Origin of the sequence: Adhaeribacter aquaticus DSM 16391, from assembly GCF_000473365.1 — a bacterium.
Lineage (GTDB): Bacteria > Bacteroidota > Bacteroidia > Cytophagales > Hymenobacteraceae > Adhaeribacter > Adhaeribacter aquaticus.
In genome coordinates, this window is sequence record NZ_KI421517.1 from 856047 (window position 1) to 877899 (window position 21853).

Genomic DNA, 21853 nt, shown 5'->3' on the forward strand with positions numbered 1-21853 from the left:
ATTAAATAATAAAGTGATAAAATTCCGGACGGTTGTTGATATATTCACAATTAAAACCATACTGTTCCATCCGGTCTAGCAGACCCTGAAAATCATTCCGATTTTTTAATTCTATACCAACCAACGCCGGTCCTTTCTCGCGGCTGTTCTTCTTAGTGTAGGTAAAATGCGTAATATCATCGGTAGGACTTAGCACATCATTTACAAATTGCTTCAGAGCCCCGGCTCGCTGCGGGAAATTCACAATAAAGTAATGCTTCAGCCCTTCGTATAGAAGTGAACGCTCTTTAATTTCTTCAGTACGGGTAATATCGTTATTGCCCCCACTTACTACACATACTACTGTTTTGCCTTTTATTTCTTCTTTAAAAAAATCTAAAGCCGAGATAGATAAAGCTCCTGCAGGTTCGGCCACAATAGCCTCTTCGTTGTAAAGCTGCAGAATAGTGGTGCAAATTTTACCTTCCGGTATGGTTAGCATGTCATCCAGCTTTTCCCGGCAGATTTCAAAAGTAAGGTCGCCTACTGCTTTTACAGCTGCACCATCCACAAATTTATCAATATGGTCCAGCACTACTTTGTGGCCGGCTTCCAAAGATTTTTTCATAGAAGGTGCACCTTCCGGCTCTACTCCTACAACTTTCGTAGTTGGGCTAAGCTCTTTAAAAAAGGTAGAAACACCTGCTGCTAATCCGCCCCCGCCTACTGGCAATATCAATAAATCAACTGGCTCTTTTATGTCCTGCAGTATTTCCAGACCAACCGTTCCCTGACCTTCGATACCCTGAGGATTATCGAAAGGATGAATAAAAGCAGTTTGGTGCAGATCTGAGAACTTAAGTGCTTCGTAATAACAATCATCAAAAGTATCGCCAACAAGCACCACCTCTACGTGTTCCCGGCCAAATAACTGAACTTGTTTAATCTTTTGGTTAGGAGTAGTAATAGGCATAAAAATATGCCCTTTGATGCTCATTTTATGACAGGAATAAGCTACTCCTTGCGCATGGTTACCCGCACTGGCACATACAACCCCATTTTGTAATTGCTCCGGAGTTAAGCTGCTCATAATATTATAAGCTCCCCGCAATTTATAAGACCGTACTACCTGCAAATCTTCCCTTTTCAGGTAAATATTGGCTTCGTACCGCTCTGATAAATTCATACTCCGGATTAAAGGAGTACGCACAATAATATCTTTTAATCTTTTTTCGGCAGCTTTTATTCCATCTACACTTACTAAAGCCTTAACTTCTGCCGGCACTACTTCTGACATATTATTTGTATTTAAGTCAACAGTCCACAGACCACAGTTATCAAACTATTCTGATAACATATGAACTGTGGACTGCCAACAATATTTATTTGTGATCCACATTCGATAGACTATAATCCACAGAGTTATTATTGCGGACGATAAACCAAGGACTATGGACTAATAATTAGTTATTCTGCGGACGCAGCTTACGCACTTGCGCACCAGCTTGCCACATTTCTGACTCACGCAGTTCTGCTAACTCAGCATCTAATTTCTCACGGTAATCAGGTTGGCTATTGGTATCGATAGAACGTTGTGCTTCTTCACCAGAAGCTACACTGTTATATAAATCTTCGAATACCGGCGCAACTGCATCACGGAATTTGTTTTTCCAGTCTAAAGCACCACGTTGTGCTGTAGTAGAGCAGTTAGCATACATCCAGTCCATACCGTTTTCAGCTACTAACAGAATTAAGCTTTCAGTTAATTCTTCTACTGTTTCGTTGAAAGACTCAGATGGAGAGTGACCTCTTTTACGTAATAAGTTATATTGCGCTTCTAAGATACCAGCTAAAGCACCCATTAAAGTACCGCGCTCACCAGTTAAGTCAGAGTAAACTTCTTTTTTGAAATCAGTTTCGAATAAGTAACCAGATCCAACACCAATACCTAAAGCAACAACTTTATCTTTTGCTTTACCAGTAGCATCCTGGAAGATAGCAAAGCTTGAGTTTAAGCCTTTTCCTTCTAAGAACATACGACGTAAAGAAGTACCAGAGCCTTTAGGTGCAACTAAAATCACATCTACATCGGCAGGAGGTACAATACCAGTACGCTCATTAAATGTTACGCCAAAACCATGAGAGAAATAGAGCGTTTTGCCAGGAGTTAAATAGCTTTTTACAGTAGGCCAAGCTTCAATCTGACCAGCATCGGATAATAAGAACTGAAGAATGGTACCGCGTTCGCAGGCTTCTTCTAACGAGAACAAAGTTTCTCCTTCTACCCAGCCATCATTCACGGCTTTCTCCCAAGATTTTCCACCTTTACGCTGCCCAACAATTACGTTGAAACCGTTATCGCGTAAGTTAAGTGCTTGGCCTGGGCCTTGTACACCATAACCTAAAACTGCAATAGTTTCGTCTTTTAGTACTTCTCTTGCTTTTTCCAGTGGAAATTCCTCGCGGGTAACTACATTTTCTTCTGTTCCGCCGAAGTTTATTTTTGCCATTGTTTTAAAATTGTTGGTTAATAAATAGTTGTTTTCTAGGGAAATGCCCGAAGGCAATTAAAATTTGCGTGCAAGTTTACACATTTTAACTGTAAGCTTCTGCTTGTTCGCGTAAATAAGTGCGTAAGTCTTTCATGTGCTTGGTAATAGCTACCCTGCCAGAGCGTACAAACTGCAGAATTCCAAAAGGCGCCAGCTTTTCAAAAAGCTCCTGCGTTTCTTCCTGGTGCCCTGTTTTTTCAATAATAATGTATTCCGGATCTACCGTTAAAATACGGGCGTGGCTATCACGTACAATCTTTTCCACCTCACTCGCATTCACAATAGAAGACATGGGAATTTTATACATAGCCAACTCTTGAAATACAGTGGCTTCTTCCGGGTAAAAAGAGGCCCGTAAAACATCTACCTGCTTGGCAATTTGTTTTACCAGCTTTTCTACTGTCTCTAATTTACTGCGAATAATAATGGTATACCGATAAACCCCTCTTACTTCTGATTCAGAGACGGTTATACTCTCGATATTAATATGTCTTCGGGTGAAGATGATGATAATGCGGTTTAATAAACCTACTTTATTTTCGGTGAATGCAAATATGGTATAATTTTTCTCCTCTGATTCAGAAGCAAACTCGTTGTAATCCATATAATTAAAATATTTTCAGCCTGGTAAGATGTGCAATAAAGATTTGGAGCCTGACAAGCTAAAGTGACTTGTCAGGCTTTTATTTTTCTACTCTAACCGGATATTGGCTACAGAATCACCGGCAGGTACCATTGGGAATACATTTTCTTCAGTTTCTACTACCACTTCTAATAAATAAGGGCCGTCGTGCTCCAGCATCTTTTTAACTTCTGCTTGCAGGTTATCCCGATCAGTAACTTTACTGGCTTCAATGCCATAAGCTTTGGAAATACCTACAAAGTCAGGGTTTACCATTTCGGTAAAAGAGTAACGCTTCTGGTGAAAAAGTTGCTGCCACTGGCGTACCATTCCCAAAAAGTTATTATTTAGAATTACAATCTTTACCCCAATCTGATATTGAAAGATACAGCCTAATTCCTGAATAGTCATCTGGAAACCACCATCACCAATAACTGCTACTACTTGTCTGTCAGGAGCACCAACTTTGGCACCCATAGCCGCTGGTAAGCAGAAGCCCATGGTACCAGCACCACCCGATGTAATATTGCTGTTTAGCTGCTTAAAGTTGTAGTAGCGCATGCTCATCATTTGGTGCTGCCCTACGTCAGTAACTAATACCGCTTGTCCATCCGTTTGTTCAGAGATTACCCGGATAGCTTCTCCCATTTGTAATTTATCTGTACTTGGGTAAAGCTTATCCCGAATGACTTTATTATACTCTATTTCGTAGCAATCTTTAAAAGTCTGCACCCACGCTTTGTGTTGTTTTTCTTCAACCAGCGTAGTCAAGGCTTGTAAGGCTTCCTTGGCATCAGCATTAACTGCTACCGTAGCGCGTACGTTTTTATTTATTTCAGCCTGATCTATTTCAATATGAATTATTTTAGCTTGTTTGGCATAGCGCTTTAAATCACCAGTAACCCGGTCATCGAAACGCATACCAATGGCTATAATTACATCAGCCTCGTTTGTTTTCAGGTTGGGCCCGTAGTTCCCGTGCATACCCAGCATACCTACGTTTAGCGGGTGCTCCGTTGGCAAACCAGATAAACCAAGAATAGTCCACGCCGCCGGAATACCTGCTTTCTCCACAAAAGCTTTAAACTCTTCTTCGGCGTGCGATAACAATATACCTTGCCCCCACAATATGAAAGGCTTTTTTGCCTGATTAATTAAATCAGCTGCAGCCTGTACTGCCGATAAATTTAATTTAGGTTTTGGAAAATAGCTGGCAATTTTTTTCCATTTTTTATAACCAAACTCAAAAGAAGCATTTTGCGCATCTTTTGTTATATCTATTAAAACTGGTCCCGGACGGCCAGAAGAAGCAATGTAAAACGCTTTGGCAATTGCTTCTGGTATTTCTTCGGCACGGGTTACCTGATAGCTCCATTTAGTAACAGGCATGGTTACGCCAATCACATCTGTTTCCTGAAAAGCATCTGTACCTAACAAGTGGGAAAATACCTGACCGGTAATACAAACTAATGGCGTAGAATCTATCTGGGCATCGGCAATACCGGTAATCAAATTGGTAGCACCCGGACCAGAAGTAGCAAAACAAACACCTGGCCTACCAGTAATGCGGGCATAACCCTGTGCCGCATGAATACCACCTTGTTCGTGCCGAACCAGATAGTGCTTCAGGCTGTCGCTAAAGTCATAAAGTGCATCATAGATAGGCATAATTGCCCCGCCCGGATATCCAAAAATGGTATCCACGCCTTCTTCCAGAAGTGAAAGTAACACGCCCTGAGCTCCTGTTACTATCTTTTTCTCAGTTGTGGTCTTTATTTCTTTTTCTGTTAATTCTGTAGCTAGACTCATGACTTTAGATGTTATTAGATATATAGAACATCACTTAACTCATTAAAATTTCAAAAAGGCCGGATTATCTGTCGGTTACACAGCCTTCCGAAGCCGTAGAAACCAGCTTCGCATATTTATATAAAATACCGGAAGTTTTGCGTAATGGGCGCGGCTGCCACGCAGCTTTGCGCTCCGCAATTTCTTCTTCACTCAGGTCTACTTCTAAACGGTTATTTACTGCATCAATGGTAATTTTATCGCCATTCTGAATTAAACCAATCATACCACCCACGTGGGCTTCCGGGGTAATGTGACCTACCACAAAACCGTGCGTACCACCGGAAAAACGACCATCGGTAATCAGGGCAACTGATTTACCTAAACCAGCTCCCATAATTAAAGAAGTAGGTTTAAGCATTTCTGGCATACCTGGGCCACCTTTTGGTCCTTCGTACCGGATAACCAGCACATCGCCTTCTTTTACCTTACCCGATAAAATACCGTCGTTGGCCTCAAATTCACCATCAAAAACCACCGCCGTACCGGTAAATAATTCACCCTCTTTACCCGTGATTTTAGCTACGGCACCTTGCTCGGCTAAATTTCCGTAAAGAATCCGGATGTGGCCGGTTTCTTTTAGCGGCTGATCTAAAGGCATAATAACATCCTGCCCATCCGCTAAATCCGGAACACTAGCTAAGTTTTCGGCTACGGTTTTCCCTGTAACCGTTAAGCAATCGCCGTGCAATAAACCAGCATTCAACAACATTTTCATTACGGCCGGAATACCACCTACTTTATGTACTTGCTCCATGTGGTATTTACCACTTGGCTTCATATCGGCTAATAAAGGTGTTTTATCACTAATGCGTTGGAAATCATCAATTGTAATATCTACTCCCGCTGTATTGGCAATAGCTAATAAGTGTAATACCGCGTTGGTAGAGCCACCCAAAATAGTAATGACTACCATGGCATTTTCAAAAGCCTTTTTGGTCATAATATCCAATGGCTTGATATCTTTTGCTAACAGCTCGCGGATAGCAATACCAGCCTGTACAGACTCCTCTGCTTTTTCCGGGCCAATGGCCGGATTAGAAGAAGAATAAGGTAACGCCATACCCAAAGCTTCGGCAGCCGAGGCCATGGTATTAGCAGTGTACATACCGCCACAAGCACCTGCTCCCGGGCAAGCATGCTCAATAACGCCTTTAAAATCTTCCGGCGAAATAGTACCGGCATATTTCTCGCCCAGCGCTTCAAACGCCGACACGATATCTAATCTTTTATCGGTGAATTTACCGGCTGCATCGCAATAATTACCAGAAGCAATGGTACCACCATACACCATAATAGACGGGCGGTTTAAGCGGGCAAACCCAATAAGGGCACCCGGCATATTTTTATCGCAACCTACTACGGCTACTACGCCATCGTAACTTTGCGCATTTACTACGGTCTCAATAGAATCAGCAATAATATCGCGCGATGGCAGCGAGTAACGCATACCCGGAGTTCCCATGGAAATACCATCACTTACCCCAATGGTATGGAATATTAAACCCAGTACATCTTCGGTACTGTTTACCCCGTCCTTCACCAATTTGGCTAAGTCGTTCAGGTGCATGTTACACGGGTTGCCATCGAACCCGGTACTGACCACCCCGACCTGTGCTTTTTGTAAATCGGCGTTGCTTAAACCAATAGCATGTAGCATGGCCTGGGCGGCCGGATTGGTTTCTTCCTGGGTAACAATGTAGCTGTAACGGTTTAATTTATTACTCATGATATTTAAAAGATTTGTATTTCGTTGGTTTAAGCTACTATATTATTTTTCGCTAATGTTTTAAAAAAAAGCGCCACTCTTTTTGGAATGGCGCTTTATCAATTTTTATAAAGTATTTTACACCATCCACCGTTTAGCATCAATAATGACGCTAAAAATAATTTGGCTTAAAATGACAGTGTTAAAATTCATTTTTCGTTTTTGAAAATTCTTATTTGCGCCGCTAAGTAATTAATAATTTGGAACAAAACAAAATATTAATTTTAATTTTAGCATTAATACTTTAATATTGGCGTCCACAAACATGGGTTAGCAGGGTCTGTTCTTATATATTGAAATATTTTAAATATCGATCTTTTAACAGGTGGTATAATTTTAAAATTTTCAAGCATTAACTTTGTGACCTATTTTTGTAAAGCGGAAGAACTGAATTTTTATATTTTTTTTCTTCCGAGAGAATTCCTGATCTGGTATTCTCTTTTGTATTAGAATAATTGCTAGTAATATTATTAAAAAGCGCATGGTAGTTTTAAAATTTGGTGGTTCTTCGGTTAGCACCCCGGAAAACATATTAAAGGTTCTGGATGTAGTTAAGTCGCACGCCTCCATTAAACAAATGGCAGTAGTGGTATCGGCTTTTGGCGGACTAACGGACCACCTGATTCACGCCAGTAAATTAGCCGAAAAGGGCGATGACAGTTTCCGGCAAGAATTAAAAAATATAGAAGAACGTCATTTGACGTCTGTTAAAGAACTTATTCATGCCAAACACCAAAGCTCTATTATTGCTAATATAAAGTTCATGCTTAATGAACTGGAAGACATCATGCAAGGTGTTTTTCTGGTAAAAGAGCTTAGTTTAAAAACGTTAGATTTTATTTTAAGCTTCGGCGAGCGCTTATCATCATATATTGTAGCCGAAACTTTTAAAGAAAATGGTTTACCGGCAGCGGCTGTAGATTATCGTAATTTTATTGTTACTGACAGAAACTTTGGGAATGCTAAAGTAAACTTTGAAGTTTCCAACGAAAACATTCGCCGCCGCTTTGCCAATAACGAGGAACTGCTGGTAATTCCTGGCTTTGTTTCTACTACTGAATACGGCGAAACTTCTACTTTAGGAAGAGGCGGCTCTGACTATACGGCTGCTATTGTTGCCGCGGCAGTAGATGCCTCTACCCTGGAAATCTGGACCGATGTTAGTGGCATGATGACGGCTGATCCGCGCCGGGTAAAACGCGCTATCCCTATTGAAGAACTTTCTTACGAGGAAGCCATGGAGCTTTCTTATTTTGGAGCGAAAATTATTTATCCGCCAACCATTCAGCCGGCTCTTACCAAGCACATACCAATCCGCCTGAAAAACACCTTTGCCCCAGATGCTTTTGGCACTTTAATTTCTCAAGACCCAAGAAGCAGTGAAGCACCGGTAAGAGGTATTTCTTCTATCCAAAACATTGTTTTGCTTACTATATCGGGAGCAGGTATGGTGGGAGCCTCCGGTATTGCCATGCGTTTCTTTGGGGCTTTAGGTCGCAGAGGTGTAAACGTAATTTTAATTACCCAAGCCTCTTCCGAGCACTCTATCAGTGTTGGTATTAACCAGAACGACGCCACCCGGGCTCAGCAAGCCGTTGATGAAGAATTTCAATTAGAAATTCAGGCGGGCATTGTAGATCCGGTACAAGTAGAGCAGAACTTGGCTATTATAGCTTTGGTTGGTCAGAACATGAAAAATAGCCCGGGTATAGCGGGGAAACTATTCAGTGCGTTAGGGCAAAATGGCATCAATATTATGGCCATTGCGCAAGGCACTTCGGAGCTTAATATCTCTTGTGTTATCCAAAAGAAAGACGAAGACAAAGCTCTAAATACCATACATGAGGCTTTCTTCCTGTCCGAAACCAAAACGCTGCACCTTTTTGTAGTGGGTACGGGTACAGTTGGCGCTACTTTACTAAAACAAATAAGCAATCAGGCTCCTTATTTATACAAAGCACATAATATAGATATCCGCTTGATTGGTTTGGCTAATACCAAAACCGCTGTATTTAACGAAGCAGGTATTGATTTACCTTTCTGGCGCGAAACATTGGATCGTGCTGAACAGAAGTCCAACATTGAAACCTTTGTTGATAAAATATTAGAACTGAATTTACCTAATGCGGTTTTCGTGGACTGTACCGCCAATGCAGAAGTTGCTACGGTTTATAGATCTTTATTAAGCAAAAGTGTATCAGTTGTAACACCTAATAAGATTGCGGCATCCGGTAATTACCATACCTATAAGGAACTGAAAAATATTGCAGCCAAACGGGGTGCTAAGTTTTTATATGAAACCAACGTAGGTGCGGGCTTACCAATCATCAGCACGCTTACCGACTTAATTCGGAGCGGGGATAAAGTTCTGAAAATTGAAGGTATCTTCTCCGGAACTATGAACTACTTATTTAATACCGTGAGTGCCGAGAAAAAGCTAAGCACGGTAGTACAGGAAGCCATGGACTTAGGCTATGCCGAACCAGATCCGCGGATTGATTTAAGTGGTAAAGATGTAGCTCGTAAGATATTAATTTTGGCCCGTGAAACCGGTGAAAACCTGGAACTGGAAGATGTAAATATCAAACCTTTCTTACCAGCCAACTGCTTAGCTGATGGGCCAATGGATGAGTTCTGGGCCAACCTGCGGAGCTACGAAGATACTTTTGAGGCACAACGTGCCGAGGTAGAAAAGCAAGGCAAAGGGTACCGCTTAATTGCATCCTGGGAAGACGGCAAAGCTCGCATTGAATTACGGGAGATTGAAAAAGGCCATCCATTCTATTCCGTTTCGGGCAGCGATAACATTATCCTGTTTACAACAGAGCGCTATAAAGTGCAACCGTTAATTGTTAAGGGTTCTGGTGCCGGTGCCGAAGTAACCGCGGCCGGGGTATTTGCCGACATAATTCGAATTGCCAACAAATAAACTAGCGCCAAGTCAAGGACTGATAATCCACTGATAGGTTATATAAATTCACTGTTGGGAGCTTTTTCGCTCCCAACAGTGAATAAAAATTAAAAAGTGCTTTTCTAAAGTTTCGGAAGAGCCGGGAGTCGGTTAATCAACTCTCCAACTATTTAGATACAACCGTGGACTGTAGTCTATGGGTTATCGATAAAAAAATGAAAGAAAGTATCAGAGTTTTCTCGCCGGCAACTGTAGCCAATGTGGCTTGTGGGTTTGATGTACTGGGTTTTGCCCTGGAAAGTCCGGGTGACGAAATTGAAGTGCGTAAAAAAGATGAACCTGGTTTTACAGTAATTAATAAAACTAAAGACACGGTTTTTCCTGCTGACGTAAATAAAAATACAGCTGTAGTGTCGTTGCAAGCTTATTTACAGCATATAGGCTCCGACCAAGGATTTGAAATCACTTTTCATTCTAAAATTAAACCGGGATCTGGGATTGGTTCCAGCTCTGCCAGTGCCGCCGCCAGTGTATTTGCAGTAAATGAGTTATTAGGTAACCCACTTAAACAAATAGACTTGGTACAATTTGCCATGCAAGGCGAAAAAGCCGCAGCCGGCGTAGCACACGCCGATAATGTGGCACCTGCTATTTTAGGAGGCTTTGTTTTAGTCCGCAGTTACGCACCTTTAGATCTTATTGAAATTCCTTTCCCGGATGATTTATATTGTACCATAATACATCCGCAAATAGAAGTAAAAACGGAGGATGCCCGGAAAATTCTACGAAAAGGGATCACGCTGAAAGATGCCGTTACGCAATGGGGCAATATAGCTGGTTTAATCGCTGGTTTAATGAAAGGTGACCATGCGTTAATTGGTCGGTCCTTAACAGATGTCATCATAGAACCCATTCGTTCTATGTTAATTCCTGGTTACGATGCGGTTAAAGAAGCAGCTATGCAGGCTGGTGCTTTAGGGGGCAGTATTTCCGGATCAGGACCTTCTATGTTTGCCTTAAGCAGCTCTGAGGAAACAGCTATAAAAGTAGCTAAGGCCATGAAAGAGACTTTTAGTAAATATGAAATTGAGAATCACAGTTATGTGAGCAAAATCAATAAACAAGGCCCCAAAGTTTTGTAAGTAGCCCATGATATATTGTTAGTTTTTTTTCACTGCTAACAATTAATCAAGTCTAACTTAGTTTTATTGTAGATTATCACGATCAAATAAAGAATAAAATATTTAACAAGTAGTGCTGGTTGTTTAGATCTAGCTAAAACGAAAACCATCACTTACTACTAACTACTTAATAATGTCTTTTTATAGTACCAATAAGCAAACCCCAGTTGTAAGCTTAAAAGAAGCGGTGGTAAAAGGCCTGGCCGATGATAATGGTTTATTCATGCCTTCCCAGATTCCGCAGTTACCTGCTTCCTTCTTTGAAAATATTGAACAGCTTTCCTTATCGGAAATTTCGCTGGAAGTAGCCGCCACTTTGCTGAAGGATGAGATAAGCAAAGAAGAACTGCGAACAATTGTAGAAGATAGCATGAACTTTGAAATCCCGGTGGTAAATGTTCATGACAACATCTACTCACTGGAGTTATTTCATGGTCCTACGCATGCTTTTAAAGATGTGGGGGCTCGTTTTATGGCGCGCTTATTGGCTCATTTTACTCAGGAAAGCAAGAAGCAGCTTACGGTTTTGGTGGCTACTTCCGGCGATACCGGCAGTGCCGTAGCCGCTGGTTTCCTAGGTGTACCCAATATTAACGTAGTTATCCTTTACCCAAGCGGAAAAGTTAGCGATATCCAGGAAAAACAATTAACCACGCTGGGTCAAAACATTACTGCACTGGAGATTGATGGCACTTTTGATGATTGCCAGTACCTGGTAAAAAAGGCCTTTCTGGATAAAGAATTAAACCAGAAGATGCAGTTAACATCGGCAAACTCTATTAATATTGCCCGGTTAATTCCGCAATCCTTCTATTACCACTATGCCTATTCGCAAGTAAAAGCACAAGGCAAACCTGTTGTTTTTGCTACACCTAGCGGAAACTTCGGAAATATTACCGGTGGTTTACTAGCCAAGCGCATGGGGTTACCTATTCATAAATTTATTGCTGCTACTAACCGTAACGATATTGTGCCTGCTTATTTGCAATCTGGTCACTTTATTCCCCGGCCATCAGAGCATACCATTTCCAATGCGATGGACGTTGGAAACCCAAGCAACTTTGCCCGGATGATGGATATGTACGACAACTCGCTGGAAAAAATTCGGGAAGAAATAATTGGCTACCGTTTTACCGATGAAGAAACCCGTCAGTTAATGCAGGAAGTTTACCAGCAATTTGGTTATACCTTAGATCCGCATGGAGCTATTGGTTATGGCGCATTAAAAGATTACTTAAAGGACAACCAAGAGCTAACAGGCATTTTCTTAGAAACAGCCCACCCGGCTAAGTTTATAGACGTGGTAGAAGAAACTATAAATAAAAAAATAGAAATACCTGCCAATTTAAAACGCCTCCTGGAGAAAAAGAAAGAATCTATAAAAATGAGCATAGAATACGAAGGGCTCAAAAATTTTTTATTGGCTAAGGTTTAATTCTGGAGGCTGCCAAAAAACAAATTTTATAATTAACTTTATCTATAACTTGCTAACTTGTAAAAATATAGTAGCAGTAATAGTATTAAATAGTAATTCTCATGAGTGATAAAGTCCATATCTTCGACACGACGCTACGCGACGGAGAACAAGTCCCCGGCTGTCAGTTGAATACCCGTGAAAAGATTGAAGTAGCTTTGGCTTTAGAGGAGTTAGGAGTAGATATCATTGAAGCTGGCTTCCCTATCTCAAGCCCGGGCGACTTTACGTCAATAGTAGAAATTTCCAAGGCCGTTTCGAACCCAACGATATGTGCTTTAACCCGTGCTATTAAAGGTGATATTGATGTGGCGGTTGAATCTTTGAAATATGCGAAACGCAAACGGATTCACACCGGTATTGGCGCCTCTGATATGCACATCCAGTATAAATTTAACTCTACCCGCGAAGAAGTTTTAGAACGGGGTGTATCCGCCGTAAAATATGCCAAGCAATTTGTAGAAGATATTGAGTTTTATGCAGAAGATGCCGGCCGTGCTGATTTGCCTTTCCTGGCGCAGATGATTGAAGCTGTGATTGCCGCTGGTGCTACTGTAGTTAACATTCCCGATACCACAGGTTATTGCCTTCCTTGGGAATATGGTGCCAAAATTAAATACCTGAAAGAAAACGTTAAGAATATAGATAAAGCCATTATTTCGGTTCATTGCCACAACGATTTAGGTTTAGCAACCGCTAATTCTGTATCCGGAGTTATGAACGGCGCCCGCCAGATTGAATGTACCATTAACGGTATTGGCGAACGGGCTGGTAACACCTCGCTGGAAGAAGTGGTAATGATTATGAAAAGCCATAAAGAATTGGCTTTAAATACTGGTGTTAATTCCCAACGCATTTACCCTACCAGTCGCCTGGTTTCCCGCCTGATGCGCATGCGCGTTCAGCCAAATAAAGCTATTGTAGGAGATAATGCTTTTGCCCACTCTTCTGGTATTCACCAGGATGGTTTTCTGAAACACCGCGAGACTTATGAAGTAATCGATCCGCATGATGTGGGGGTAGCTGATTCTTCTATTGTATTAACGGCCCGCAGCGGCCGGGCTGCCTTGAAACACCGCATGGAAAATCTAGGCTATATTATTAATAAAGAAGAGCTTGATGAAATTTATCAGGATTACTTAGTGTTAGCAGATGAGGTAAAGGTTGTTAACGACGACCATCTGGGTGTACTTTACCAAAAAATTGAGATTAAAAAAGAAAACGCCGGAATTAAAAGTTAATAGTAAGAATGGCATCTGATAAGAAAACATTGTTTCAAAAAATTTGGGACGCCCACGTGGTAACCAGTATAGAAGATGGCCCGGATGTATTGTACATCGACCGCCATTTAATACATGAAGTAACCAGCCCGCAAGCTTTTGCCGGCTTAGAAAAAAGAGGTATTGGCGTATTTCGTCCGCAAAACGTATTAGCTACTGCCGATCATAACGTACCTACCAAGGACCAGCATTTACCTATTGCTGAGCCGCTTTCCCGTTTTCAGGTTGATAAATTAACTGAGAACTGCGCCAAATTTGGCATTGAACTTTATGGTTTAGGTCACCCTTTCCAGGGTATTGTGCACGTAATTGGACCGGAACTAGGCGTTACTTTACCCGGCATGACCATTGTATGCGGCGATAGCCACACGTCTACTCACGGCGCGTTTGGCACTATTGCTTTTGGTATTGGTACTTCAGAAGTAGAGCAGGTTATGGCAACACAATGCTTAATGCAGAGCAAGCCCAAAACCATGCGCATTAACATTGAAGGTGAGTTAGCCAATGGTGTCCTTTCCAAGGATATTATTTTGTACATCATCTCTAAATTAACGATGGGTGGTGCTACCGGTTATTTTGTCGAATATGCCGGATCGGCAATTCGCAGCTTAAGCATGGAGGCCCGCATGACCATCTGCAACATGAGCATCGAAATGGGTGCCCGCGGCGGTTTGATTGCCCCCGACGATATTACTTATGAGTATATCAAAGGCCGTGATTTTGCTCCTAAAGGTGATAAATTTGAAGAAGCCGTAGCTTACTGGCGGACTTTATTCACTGATGAAGGCGCTACTTTTGATGTGGAGTTAACCTACGATGCTGCTGATATTACCCCAATGATTACCTATGGTACCAATCCGGGTATGGGTATTAAAATCACTGAAAACATCCCAACCGTTGCTGATTTGAAAGAAGAAAGTGGTAAAGCCTCTTTTGAAAAATCATTAGCTTATATGGGCTTTAATGCCGGTGATACTTTAATTGATAAACCCATCAACTATGTATTTATTGGTTCCTGCACCAACTCCCGCATTGAGGATTTACGTTTAGTAGCTGATTTTGTAAAAGGCAAACGCAAAGCACCTAATGTAAACGCTATGATTGTACCAGGCTCCAAGCAAGTAGAAAAACAAGCAATAGCTGAAGGCTTAGATGTTATTCTGAAAGAAGCTGGTTTTGAATTGCGCGAACCAGGTTGCTCGGCTTGTTTAGGCATGAACGAAGACAAAGTACCGAAAGGCGAATATTGTATTTCTACCTCTAACCGGAACTTCGAAGGCCGGCAGGGACCAGGCGCCCGCACTTTATTAGCCAGCCCGCTTACGGCAGCTGCCACGGCAATATCTGGTAGAATAACCGATGTTCGTGAATTATTAAATGCTTAGTACGACATGGAAAAATTTGTAAAAATAACCTCAACGGCAGTTCCGTTACCGATAGAAGATATTGATACCGACCAGATTATTCCGGCTCGTTTTCTGAAAGCTACTACCCGCGATGGCTTCGGAGATAACCTGTTCCGCGACTGGCGTTATGACAACCAAAATAGCCCTAAGGCTGATTTTGTACTTAACAATCCTAACTACAGTGGCCAGATATTGGTAGCAGGCAAAAACTTTGGTTGTGGTTCCAGCCGCGAACATGCTGCTTGGGCCATTGCCGATTATGGTTTTAAAGTAGTTATTTCCAGCTTCTTCGCCGATATTTTTAAAGGCAATGCGCTAAACAATGGTTTGTTACCTGTTCAGGTTTCGGATGCATTTTTAGCCGTTGTTTTAGAGCATATTTTTGCTGACAGAAATACACAACTGGAAGTAGATCTGGAAACACAAACTGTAACGATTGCAGGCACTGCTATTTCCGAAAAGTTTGAAATAAATCAGTACAAGAAAACTTGCTTAATTAATGGCTATGATGATATTGATTATCTACTAGCGTTAAGAGATAAAATTGAAGCTTACGAAAAAACCAGCAAATATTTAAGCTTAGTCGGCTTAAACCAGGAGCAGGAAATTGAAGCTTAATTTTAAGCTACTAAATAGTAAAAAGCCAGTTCATTAAGAACTGGCTTTTTTGTTACCCACAGGTTAGTTTATCCATGTAAAAGCACCTTCAAAACCAAACTGGCCATATCTAAATACCTTTTGTTAAACGTCCTGCTCTTTTGTTTCTGCAATAGCTAACTTCAGCAATTTCTACCTTTTAAATTTAGTTAAAACATAACCTCCCCCAAACCATTGCTCGTACTCTAGCATTTTAACTGAAATTTAAAAAGAGGACGATGACAGAACTGCTAGAAAGAGTTTACCTTCGAAATACTGTTCAAGATTACCTAATTGCCCTGGGTATAATTCTTTTGGGCTTTATTGCAACAAATGTTATTAAGCGAGTTGTATTAACCCGCGTAATCCGCTGGACCAGCCGCACAACCACTCATATAGATGACTTTATTGTATCCAGTATTAATCGGTTTGGCATTCCGGCCTTTTACATAACTGCCGTTTATATTGGTATAAACTACCTTACCTTAACTCTACGGCTGCAAAATATCTTCAGAATTGCCATAACAGTTGCCGTTACCTTTCTTATCATCAGGTTAATTTCCTCAACCATCCTGCTAGTCCTGAAAGCATATGTAAGGCATCAGGACAATGGTATTGAGAAGGTAAAGCAGCTGGGTGGCATCATGCTAATCATCAACATAATCGTTTGGGGAATAGGCCTTCTGTTCCTATTCGATAATTTAGGTTATGATGTTACCGCTATTATTGCCGGTCTGGGAATTGGGGGTATTGCTATTGCATTAGCCGCTCAGAATATACTGGGTGACTTATTTAACTACTTTGTCATTTTCTTTGACCGACCTATTGAAACCGGTGATTTTATAGTGGTGGACGAAAAAAATGGGATTGTAGATTATATTGGCATCAAAACCACTCGTGTAAAAACTTTATCCGGGGAACAACTGGTATTTTCTAACAGCGACCTGATGAACTCCCGCATTCATAATTTTAAGCGGATGGAACAACGCCGGATTGTTTTTAAGCTTGGGGTAACCTATCAAACTTCTTTGGATAACATCAAACGAATTCCGCAAATAATCAAAAGTGTAATTGAAGAACAAAGCCCCGTGCGGTTCGACAGGTCCCACTTTCAGGCCTACGGCGACTCCAGCTTGGATTTTGAAACCGTGTATTTTATACTTGATCCGGAATACAATAAATATATGGATATTCAGCAGGCCATAAACATCCGGATCTTTGAAGAATTTGAAAAATCAGGTGTTGATTTTGCTTATCCTACCCGCACCCTATTCTTATCAGCCCAGCATACAGAAGACAAAAATAATTTAAAAAAATAAGGTTTGCCAAGGCTATGATAGTTTGCCTTATAAAAAAGCCAAAGCTGTTTTATCATATAAAGTTATGTAATCGATCTTTTAAAATTAAAGACATAAAAAAAGGCAGCTTAAAAAAGCTGCCTTTTTTATAAAATACTTAAAATTACCTGGCTGTTGTAGAAGCACCGGTAGTAGTTGTGCCACTAGTTGTGCCGCCGGAAGTAGTACCCATAGTACCCCCTGCTGTTGTACCCATGCCGCCAGCACCTGAAGTAGTTCCGGTGGTAGTGGTACCAGCGGTGGTTCCCATTGTAGTTCTACCGGAAGTAGTTCCTGCTGTTGTACCCATACCTCCAGCCGTAGTACCGGCAGTTGTACCCATACCACCGGCTGTTGTGCCGGTTGTGGTTCTTCCAGATGTAGTTCCCGCAGTAGTACCCATTGTTCTTCCGGAAGTTGTTCCTGCTGTAGTTCTTCCTGAAGTTGTTCTACCAGCTGTTGTCCCAGCAGTAGTACCGCTGGTGCTTCCGCCCCTCATTGTTCCGGAAGTAGTACCAGACGTAGTTCCACCCCGATTTGTACCTGAAGTAGAACCAGTCATAGCGCCACTACCTGCACCTGAAGTAGTACCCGCTGTTGTTCCAGCAGTTGTTCTTCCTGTGGTAGTTCCGGAGGTGGTACCAGAAGTACTTCCGGAGGCGCTACCGCCAGCGGCACCTGAAGTACTGCCACCAGTAGTTTGGGCAGGCTGTTCTGCCCAAAAATTCCCTTCAGTATTGGCTGATGCTAAGAATATGGCGGAAGGAAACATTATCGCTGCCGCTACTGCTGAAATCCATTTCTTTTTCATAAGGTTATTCCAATTTTAATAGATTAAGAATTTTACCACTTTGGTGTACGGCCTTTTTATAAATATGTCAACTTAATTAGTGAGATTTAATACTTAATCTTTTTCCGTAATAACCTCAGTCATCCGTATTTTTAATTAGAACACCCCCTTATTAACAGGCTTCCAGAATTAATTTTTATTTCCTTTAACTATAAAAACTCTTATGCTTAAATAATTTAATCTACCAGATGGTGGTCTTGAAGTGCCCCGATCTAAATAATGAAAAGCTTTAAATATAAGCTTGTAAAGCACCTCTATAACGAAAATACTTCTACTGATACAATTTACTAACATGGACTAAAAAGAAGACGAGAATTTACCAATTCCACAAACAAAAGAATATTACCAGAATGTTATTGGCCTTAAATTTTTTATAAGCTAGAACACATAAATAATGCTAACCGAGCCCTTAATAATCGCTCGGATTTACCAGCGCTAATTGCTACAACTTAAACTTAGGTTCGGTTGCGTCTTTCTCGTGACTAATATTATCTCACCCTTCCCCTAGTGGCACTAGTACTTTGCACCATACTTAAAATTTTATATTCTTCTATACAGGCAAGGCATTTTATACTATATCTGGGTTCTATTTTTCAATCTTCACCTGGTAATAACGGTAGAATTACAAAAATACATTTGAGGAGATGCCTTGGCTGCAACTAAACGAAAGCAATCAGCTGTAATACCAATCCACCCGCCACTTCACAAAGCATTAATTACAAGCCTCTTAAGCCATTTTTACCATGTTTTACCATAATTGCATTTTCATTTAACGCTACTCTTTCCTTATCCCTTCAACCCAATAATTTATATCAACTTATTAAAACACAATTTAAGTTAGAATTTTATGAACTTTTATTTATGATTTCTAATTATAATTTTATTAATTTTGAACACATTAAAAAGCAGACCATATATATTACTTATTTCTGCTATAATCCTATAAAATCCGACTAAAACTATGAAACTAATAAAAAAAATACAATTCATAAAAGCACTATTGCATGAAACTATTTTACTTACCATTAATTGTATTATTATTATTTAATTCGGCTTGCCAAAAAGAAGATGAAATTTTACCAGAACCACTAACAGCTTCATATAGTCATACAATTACTACTTTTACCTTCCTTAAAGACAATAATCCTACTTTACCAGAAGATATAACTGCCAAAATCATTGGCAATAACATTTATATTGAGCTTCCTAAGGGCGCAAATGCCAGTAGACTTATTGCTTCTTTTGCCACTCTTAATAACAGCAAAGTTTTTATTAATGGAGAAGAACAAATAAGTGGTAAAACGCCCAATAACTTTACCTCGCAGGTATTATATAATATTGTTGCCCAAAATGGCCACAAGGATAATTATGAGGTGGAATTAAAACAGGCTGAAGCCCCACAAAACACCACAACCATCACCCCGGATGTTACCCAGACAAACCAGGAAATTAATACAGAGCAAGATTTTTCTGAATTGGATGCAGCCGTAAAGGCCTTGTTGCAACGCTACAACATACCTGGAGCCGCTGTAGCTATTACTAAAAATGAAAAGTTAGTTTATGTTCAGAACTACGGTCACGCCAACAAGGAAAGCAACGTGGCTGTAAATAGCAAAAGCTTATTCCGGATAGCCAGCATCTCAAAACCTATTACTGCCATTGGCATCTTAAAACTGGTACAGGATAAAAAGATAAGCTTAAACCAGAAGGTGTTTGGACCAACTGGCATTCTAGGACTGGACTATGGCATTCCGCCTATTGGCTCTGGCATAACAGATATTACGGTTCAGCATTTATTGGATCACAAAGCAGGTTGGGACAATACAGCAAGCGACCCAATGTTTTCAAATTTATCGCTTAACCACAAGCAAATTATAACAGACCTGGTAGTAAACCAGCCGCTAAAACACACTCCTGGCACCACCTTCCTTTACTCTAATATTGGCTATTGCATTTTAGGGCGCATAATAGAAAAAGTAACTGGTAAAGCTTATACTGATTACATTACATCTGAAGTGCTGAACCCTATGGGTATTACAGACATGAAAATTGCCCGCAACACCCTTAACCAACAGCTCCCTAACGAGGTTACTTATTATCAGCCAGAATGGAGTCCTTATAACCTGAATTTAACCCGGATGGACGCGAGTGGCGGTTGGGTAGCAACAGCTGCCGATCTAATGCGTTTCATGGTACATATCGATAGAAACAACATTAAAAAAGACCTCGTAGAAACCGCCTTACTTAAAGATACTTACTTGAACTCTTTTAACTGGACTCAAACAGGCTCCCTACCCGGCACTGCCGGCATTTTAACCAGGCTAAACAATGAGTATAACTTTGTGATTTTAACAAACTCCAAACCTAGCAACAACGAGCAAACTTTTTTTAATGAATTGAACACGACCCTTAAAGAAAAAATAAAAGCCAAATCAACCTGGCCCCAAACGGATCTATTCAGTATTAATATGTAATCTGCTAAATAATACAAGTAAAACTACTACCAATACTTTAAAATTTACAATATCAAATAACAGAAAGGCTGCTAATAAAAGGCAGCCTTTCTGTTTTACTATAAAGCCGCACATCTTAGCTTACCTAAAGCTTATTAGTCTGTGGTAATTCTACTACCCTAGAAATTTTTCTGGTGGCTCTAACTAGTTGTTCTAAAAGTAGTTCCCGATATAGCTCCTGAAGCTGTTCCATTATTCCACCCTACACAAGCTAAATAAATTAAAAACTTACAAAACGCCCCGTAATGTCAACTACTGCTTTTACCATATCCTTAGGACCTGGTTTTACTCCTTATAACTTACTTAATATTTATTTCCACAAACTTCTCAAAAGTCCTTACTTTTGCGGCAGTAATTATTAAGATATATCCTCATGAACAAACAAATAGCTGTATTGCCTGGTGATGGCATTGGCCCGGAAGTGACCGCCGTAGCGGTAAAAGTTTTAAAGAAAGTGGCTGAAAAGTTTAACCACAATTTCACTTTTGAAGAAGGGCTCGTTGGTGCCATTGCCATTGATGAAACAGGCAACCCTTTTCCTGATGAAACTTTACAGCTTTGCCAATCTGCAGACGCTATTTTGTTTGGTGCTATTGGCCATCCGAAATATGACAATGATCCATCAGCCCCCGTACGCCCAGAACAAGGCTTATTGGCTATGCGCAAGGCATTAGGTTTATATGCCAACATTCGTCCGGTTGCTACATTCAAATCTTTGGCGGGCGCTTCTCCGCTTAAACCAGAAATTATTGCGGGGGTAGATTTTGTGGTATTCCGGGAGTTAACTGGCGGAAGTTATTTTGGCAAAAAAGGACGTTCTGAAGACAGAGAAAGTGCTTATGATACCTGCACCTATACCAAAGATGAAATATTGCGCATTACCAAACTAGCCTTTGAAGCTGCTTCCAAGCGTCGTAAAAAGGTAACGTTAGTAGATAAAGCCAATGTAATGGAAACCTCCCGGTTATGGCGGGAAGTAGTTCAACAATATGCTACTGATTTTCCGGACATAGAACTAGAACTAATGTTTGTTGACAATGCCGCTATGGCACTTATACAAAACCCAAGCCGGTTTGATGTTATTTTAACGGAGAATATGTTTGGCGATATTTTAACCGACGAAGCTTCGGTTATTACTGGTTCACTGGGGATGTTACCTTCTGCTTCGGTAGGAAGCAAAGTTGCTCTTTACGAACCTATTCATGGCTCGTATCCACAAGCTGCCGGGTTAAATATTGCCAACCCAATGGCTGCTGTATTATCAGCCGCTACCCTGCTTGAAACTTCTTTTGATTTATGGGAAGAAGGAAAAGCTATCAGAGCAGCGGTGGAAGCTTGTCTGGACAAAGGCCTGGTAACTAAAGACATTAATCCGCAAGACTATTTAAGCACCTCTGAGGTAGGCGAACAACTTTGCAACTTTATATAATAACCATCCAATCCAAATATTTAAGGCAAAAAGCCACCTGTTCAGGTGGCTTTTTGCCTTAAATATA

At 40.8% G+C, this 21853-nt stretch carries 15 protein-coding genes; 9 read left to right on the forward strand and 6 right to left on the reverse strand.

Annotated features, from left to right (window positions below; genetic code table 11):
- Position 1 precedes the first annotated feature (1 nt).
- The 5 genes from ilvA to ilvD all read right to left on the reverse strand — a co-directional run bounded on the left by ilvA (position 2) and on the right by ilvD (position 6730).
- Positions 2 to 1276: a threonine ammonia-lyase gene (ilvA, locus tag ADHAQ_RS0105725; protein ID WP_034256612.1), complete on the reverse strand. Its 1275-nt coding sequence runs from the start codon at positions 1274 to 1276 to the stop codon at positions 2 to 4.
- A 166-nt stretch (positions 1277 to 1442) separates the two neighbouring features.
- Positions 1443 to 2489: a ketol-acid reductoisomerase gene (gene ilvC / locus ADHAQ_RS0105730; protein WP_026462129.1), complete on the reverse strand. Its 1047-nt coding sequence runs from the start codon at positions 2487 to 2489 to the stop codon at positions 1443 to 1445.
- Positions 2490 to 2574: 85 nt separating this feature from the next.
- Positions 2575 to 3135: an acetolactate synthase small subunit gene (gene ilvN / locus ADHAQ_RS0105735; protein WP_034256614.1), complete on the reverse strand. Its 561-nt coding sequence runs from the start codon at positions 3133 to 3135 to the stop codon at positions 2575 to 2577.
- Between the two features lie 87 nt (positions 3136 to 3222).
- Positions 3223 to 4962: a biosynthetic-type acetolactate synthase large subunit gene (gene ilvB / locus ADHAQ_RS0105740; RefSeq protein ID WP_051359735.1), complete on the reverse strand. Its 1740-nt coding sequence runs from the start codon at positions 4960 to 4962 to the stop codon at positions 3223 to 3225.
- A 64-nt stretch (positions 4963 to 5026) separates the two neighbouring features.
- Positions 5027 to 6730 (reverse strand): dihydroxy-acid dehydratase, encoded by a 1704-nt coding sequence (ilvD, locus tag ADHAQ_RS0105745; protein WP_026462132.1) that lies wholly within the window; start codon positions 6728 to 6730, stop codon positions 5027 to 5029.
- 520 nt (positions 6731 to 7250) lie between these two features.
- On the opposite strand from ilvD, the gene thrA reads away from it, so the two are divergent.
- From thrA to ADHAQ_RS24650, 7 genes are all read left to right on the forward strand, one after another.
- Positions 7251 to 9698 (forward strand): bifunctional aspartate kinase/homoserine dehydrogenase I, encoded by a 2448-nt coding sequence (gene thrA, locus ADHAQ_RS0105755; protein WP_026462133.1) that lies wholly within the window; start codon positions 7251 to 7253, stop codon positions 9696 to 9698.
- Positions 9699 to 9895: 197 nt separating this feature from the next.
- Positions 9896 to 10822, forward strand: a complete 927-nt coding sequence (locus ADHAQ_RS0105760; RefSeq protein WP_026462134.1) for a homoserine kinase — start codon at positions 9896 to 9898, stop codon at positions 10820 to 10822.
- A 172-nt stretch (positions 10823 to 10994) separates the two neighbouring features.
- The gene (gene thrC, locus ADHAQ_RS0105765) at positions 10995 to 12296 is read left to right on the forward strand and encodes a threonine synthase (RefSeq protein ID WP_026462135.1); all 1302 of its coding nucleotides are present in this window, start codon (positions 10995 to 10997) and stop codon (positions 12294 to 12296) included.
- Between the two features lie 101 nt (positions 12297 to 12397).
- The gene (locus ADHAQ_RS24645) at positions 12398 to 13576 is read left to right on the forward strand and encodes a 2-isopropylmalate synthase (protein ID WP_084523759.1); all 1179 of its coding nucleotides are present in this window, start codon (positions 12398 to 12400) and stop codon (positions 13574 to 13576) included.
- An 8-nt stretch (positions 13577 to 13584) separates the two neighbouring features.
- Positions 13585 to 15000, forward strand: a complete 1416-nt coding sequence (gene leuC / locus ADHAQ_RS0105775; RefSeq protein ID WP_026462136.1) for a 3-isopropylmalate dehydratase large subunit — start codon at positions 13585 to 13587, stop codon at positions 14998 to 15000.
- 6 nt (positions 15001 to 15006) lie between these two features.
- Complete coding sequence (leuD, locus tag ADHAQ_RS0105780) at positions 15007 to 15639, forward strand: 3-isopropylmalate dehydratase small subunit (protein WP_026462137.1); 633 nt, start codon at positions 15007 to 15009, stop codon at positions 15637 to 15639.
- A 257-nt stretch (positions 15640 to 15896) separates the two neighbouring features.
- On the forward strand, positions 15897 to 16976 hold the full coding sequence (locus tag ADHAQ_RS24650; protein ID WP_051359736.1) for a mechanosensitive ion channel family protein: 1080 nt from the start codon (positions 15897 to 15899) through the stop codon (positions 16974 to 16976).
- 142 nt (positions 16977 to 17118) lie between these two features.
- Here the strand turns inward: ADHAQ_RS24650 and ADHAQ_RS24655 are convergent, their stop codons facing one another.
- Positions 17119 to 17805, reverse strand: coding sequence for a hypothetical protein (locus ADHAQ_RS24655; RefSeq protein WP_071781095.1), 687 nt, complete (start codon positions 17803 to 17805; stop codon positions 17119 to 17121).
- A 1043-nt stretch (positions 17806 to 18848) separates the two neighbouring features.
- Here ADHAQ_RS24655 and ADHAQ_RS27095 point away from each other — a divergent pair.
- Positions 18849 to 20318, forward strand: a complete 1470-nt coding sequence (locus tag ADHAQ_RS27095; RefSeq protein ID WP_051359737.1) for a serine hydrolase domain-containing protein — start codon at positions 18849 to 18851, stop codon at positions 20316 to 20318.
- Between the two features lie 412 nt (positions 20319 to 20730).
- Positions 20731 to 21786 (forward strand): 3-isopropylmalate dehydrogenase, encoded by a 1056-nt coding sequence (gene leuB, locus ADHAQ_RS0105805; RefSeq protein WP_026462138.1) that lies wholly within the window; start codon positions 20731 to 20733, stop codon positions 21784 to 21786.
- Positions 21787 to 21853: the final 67 nt, after the last annotated feature.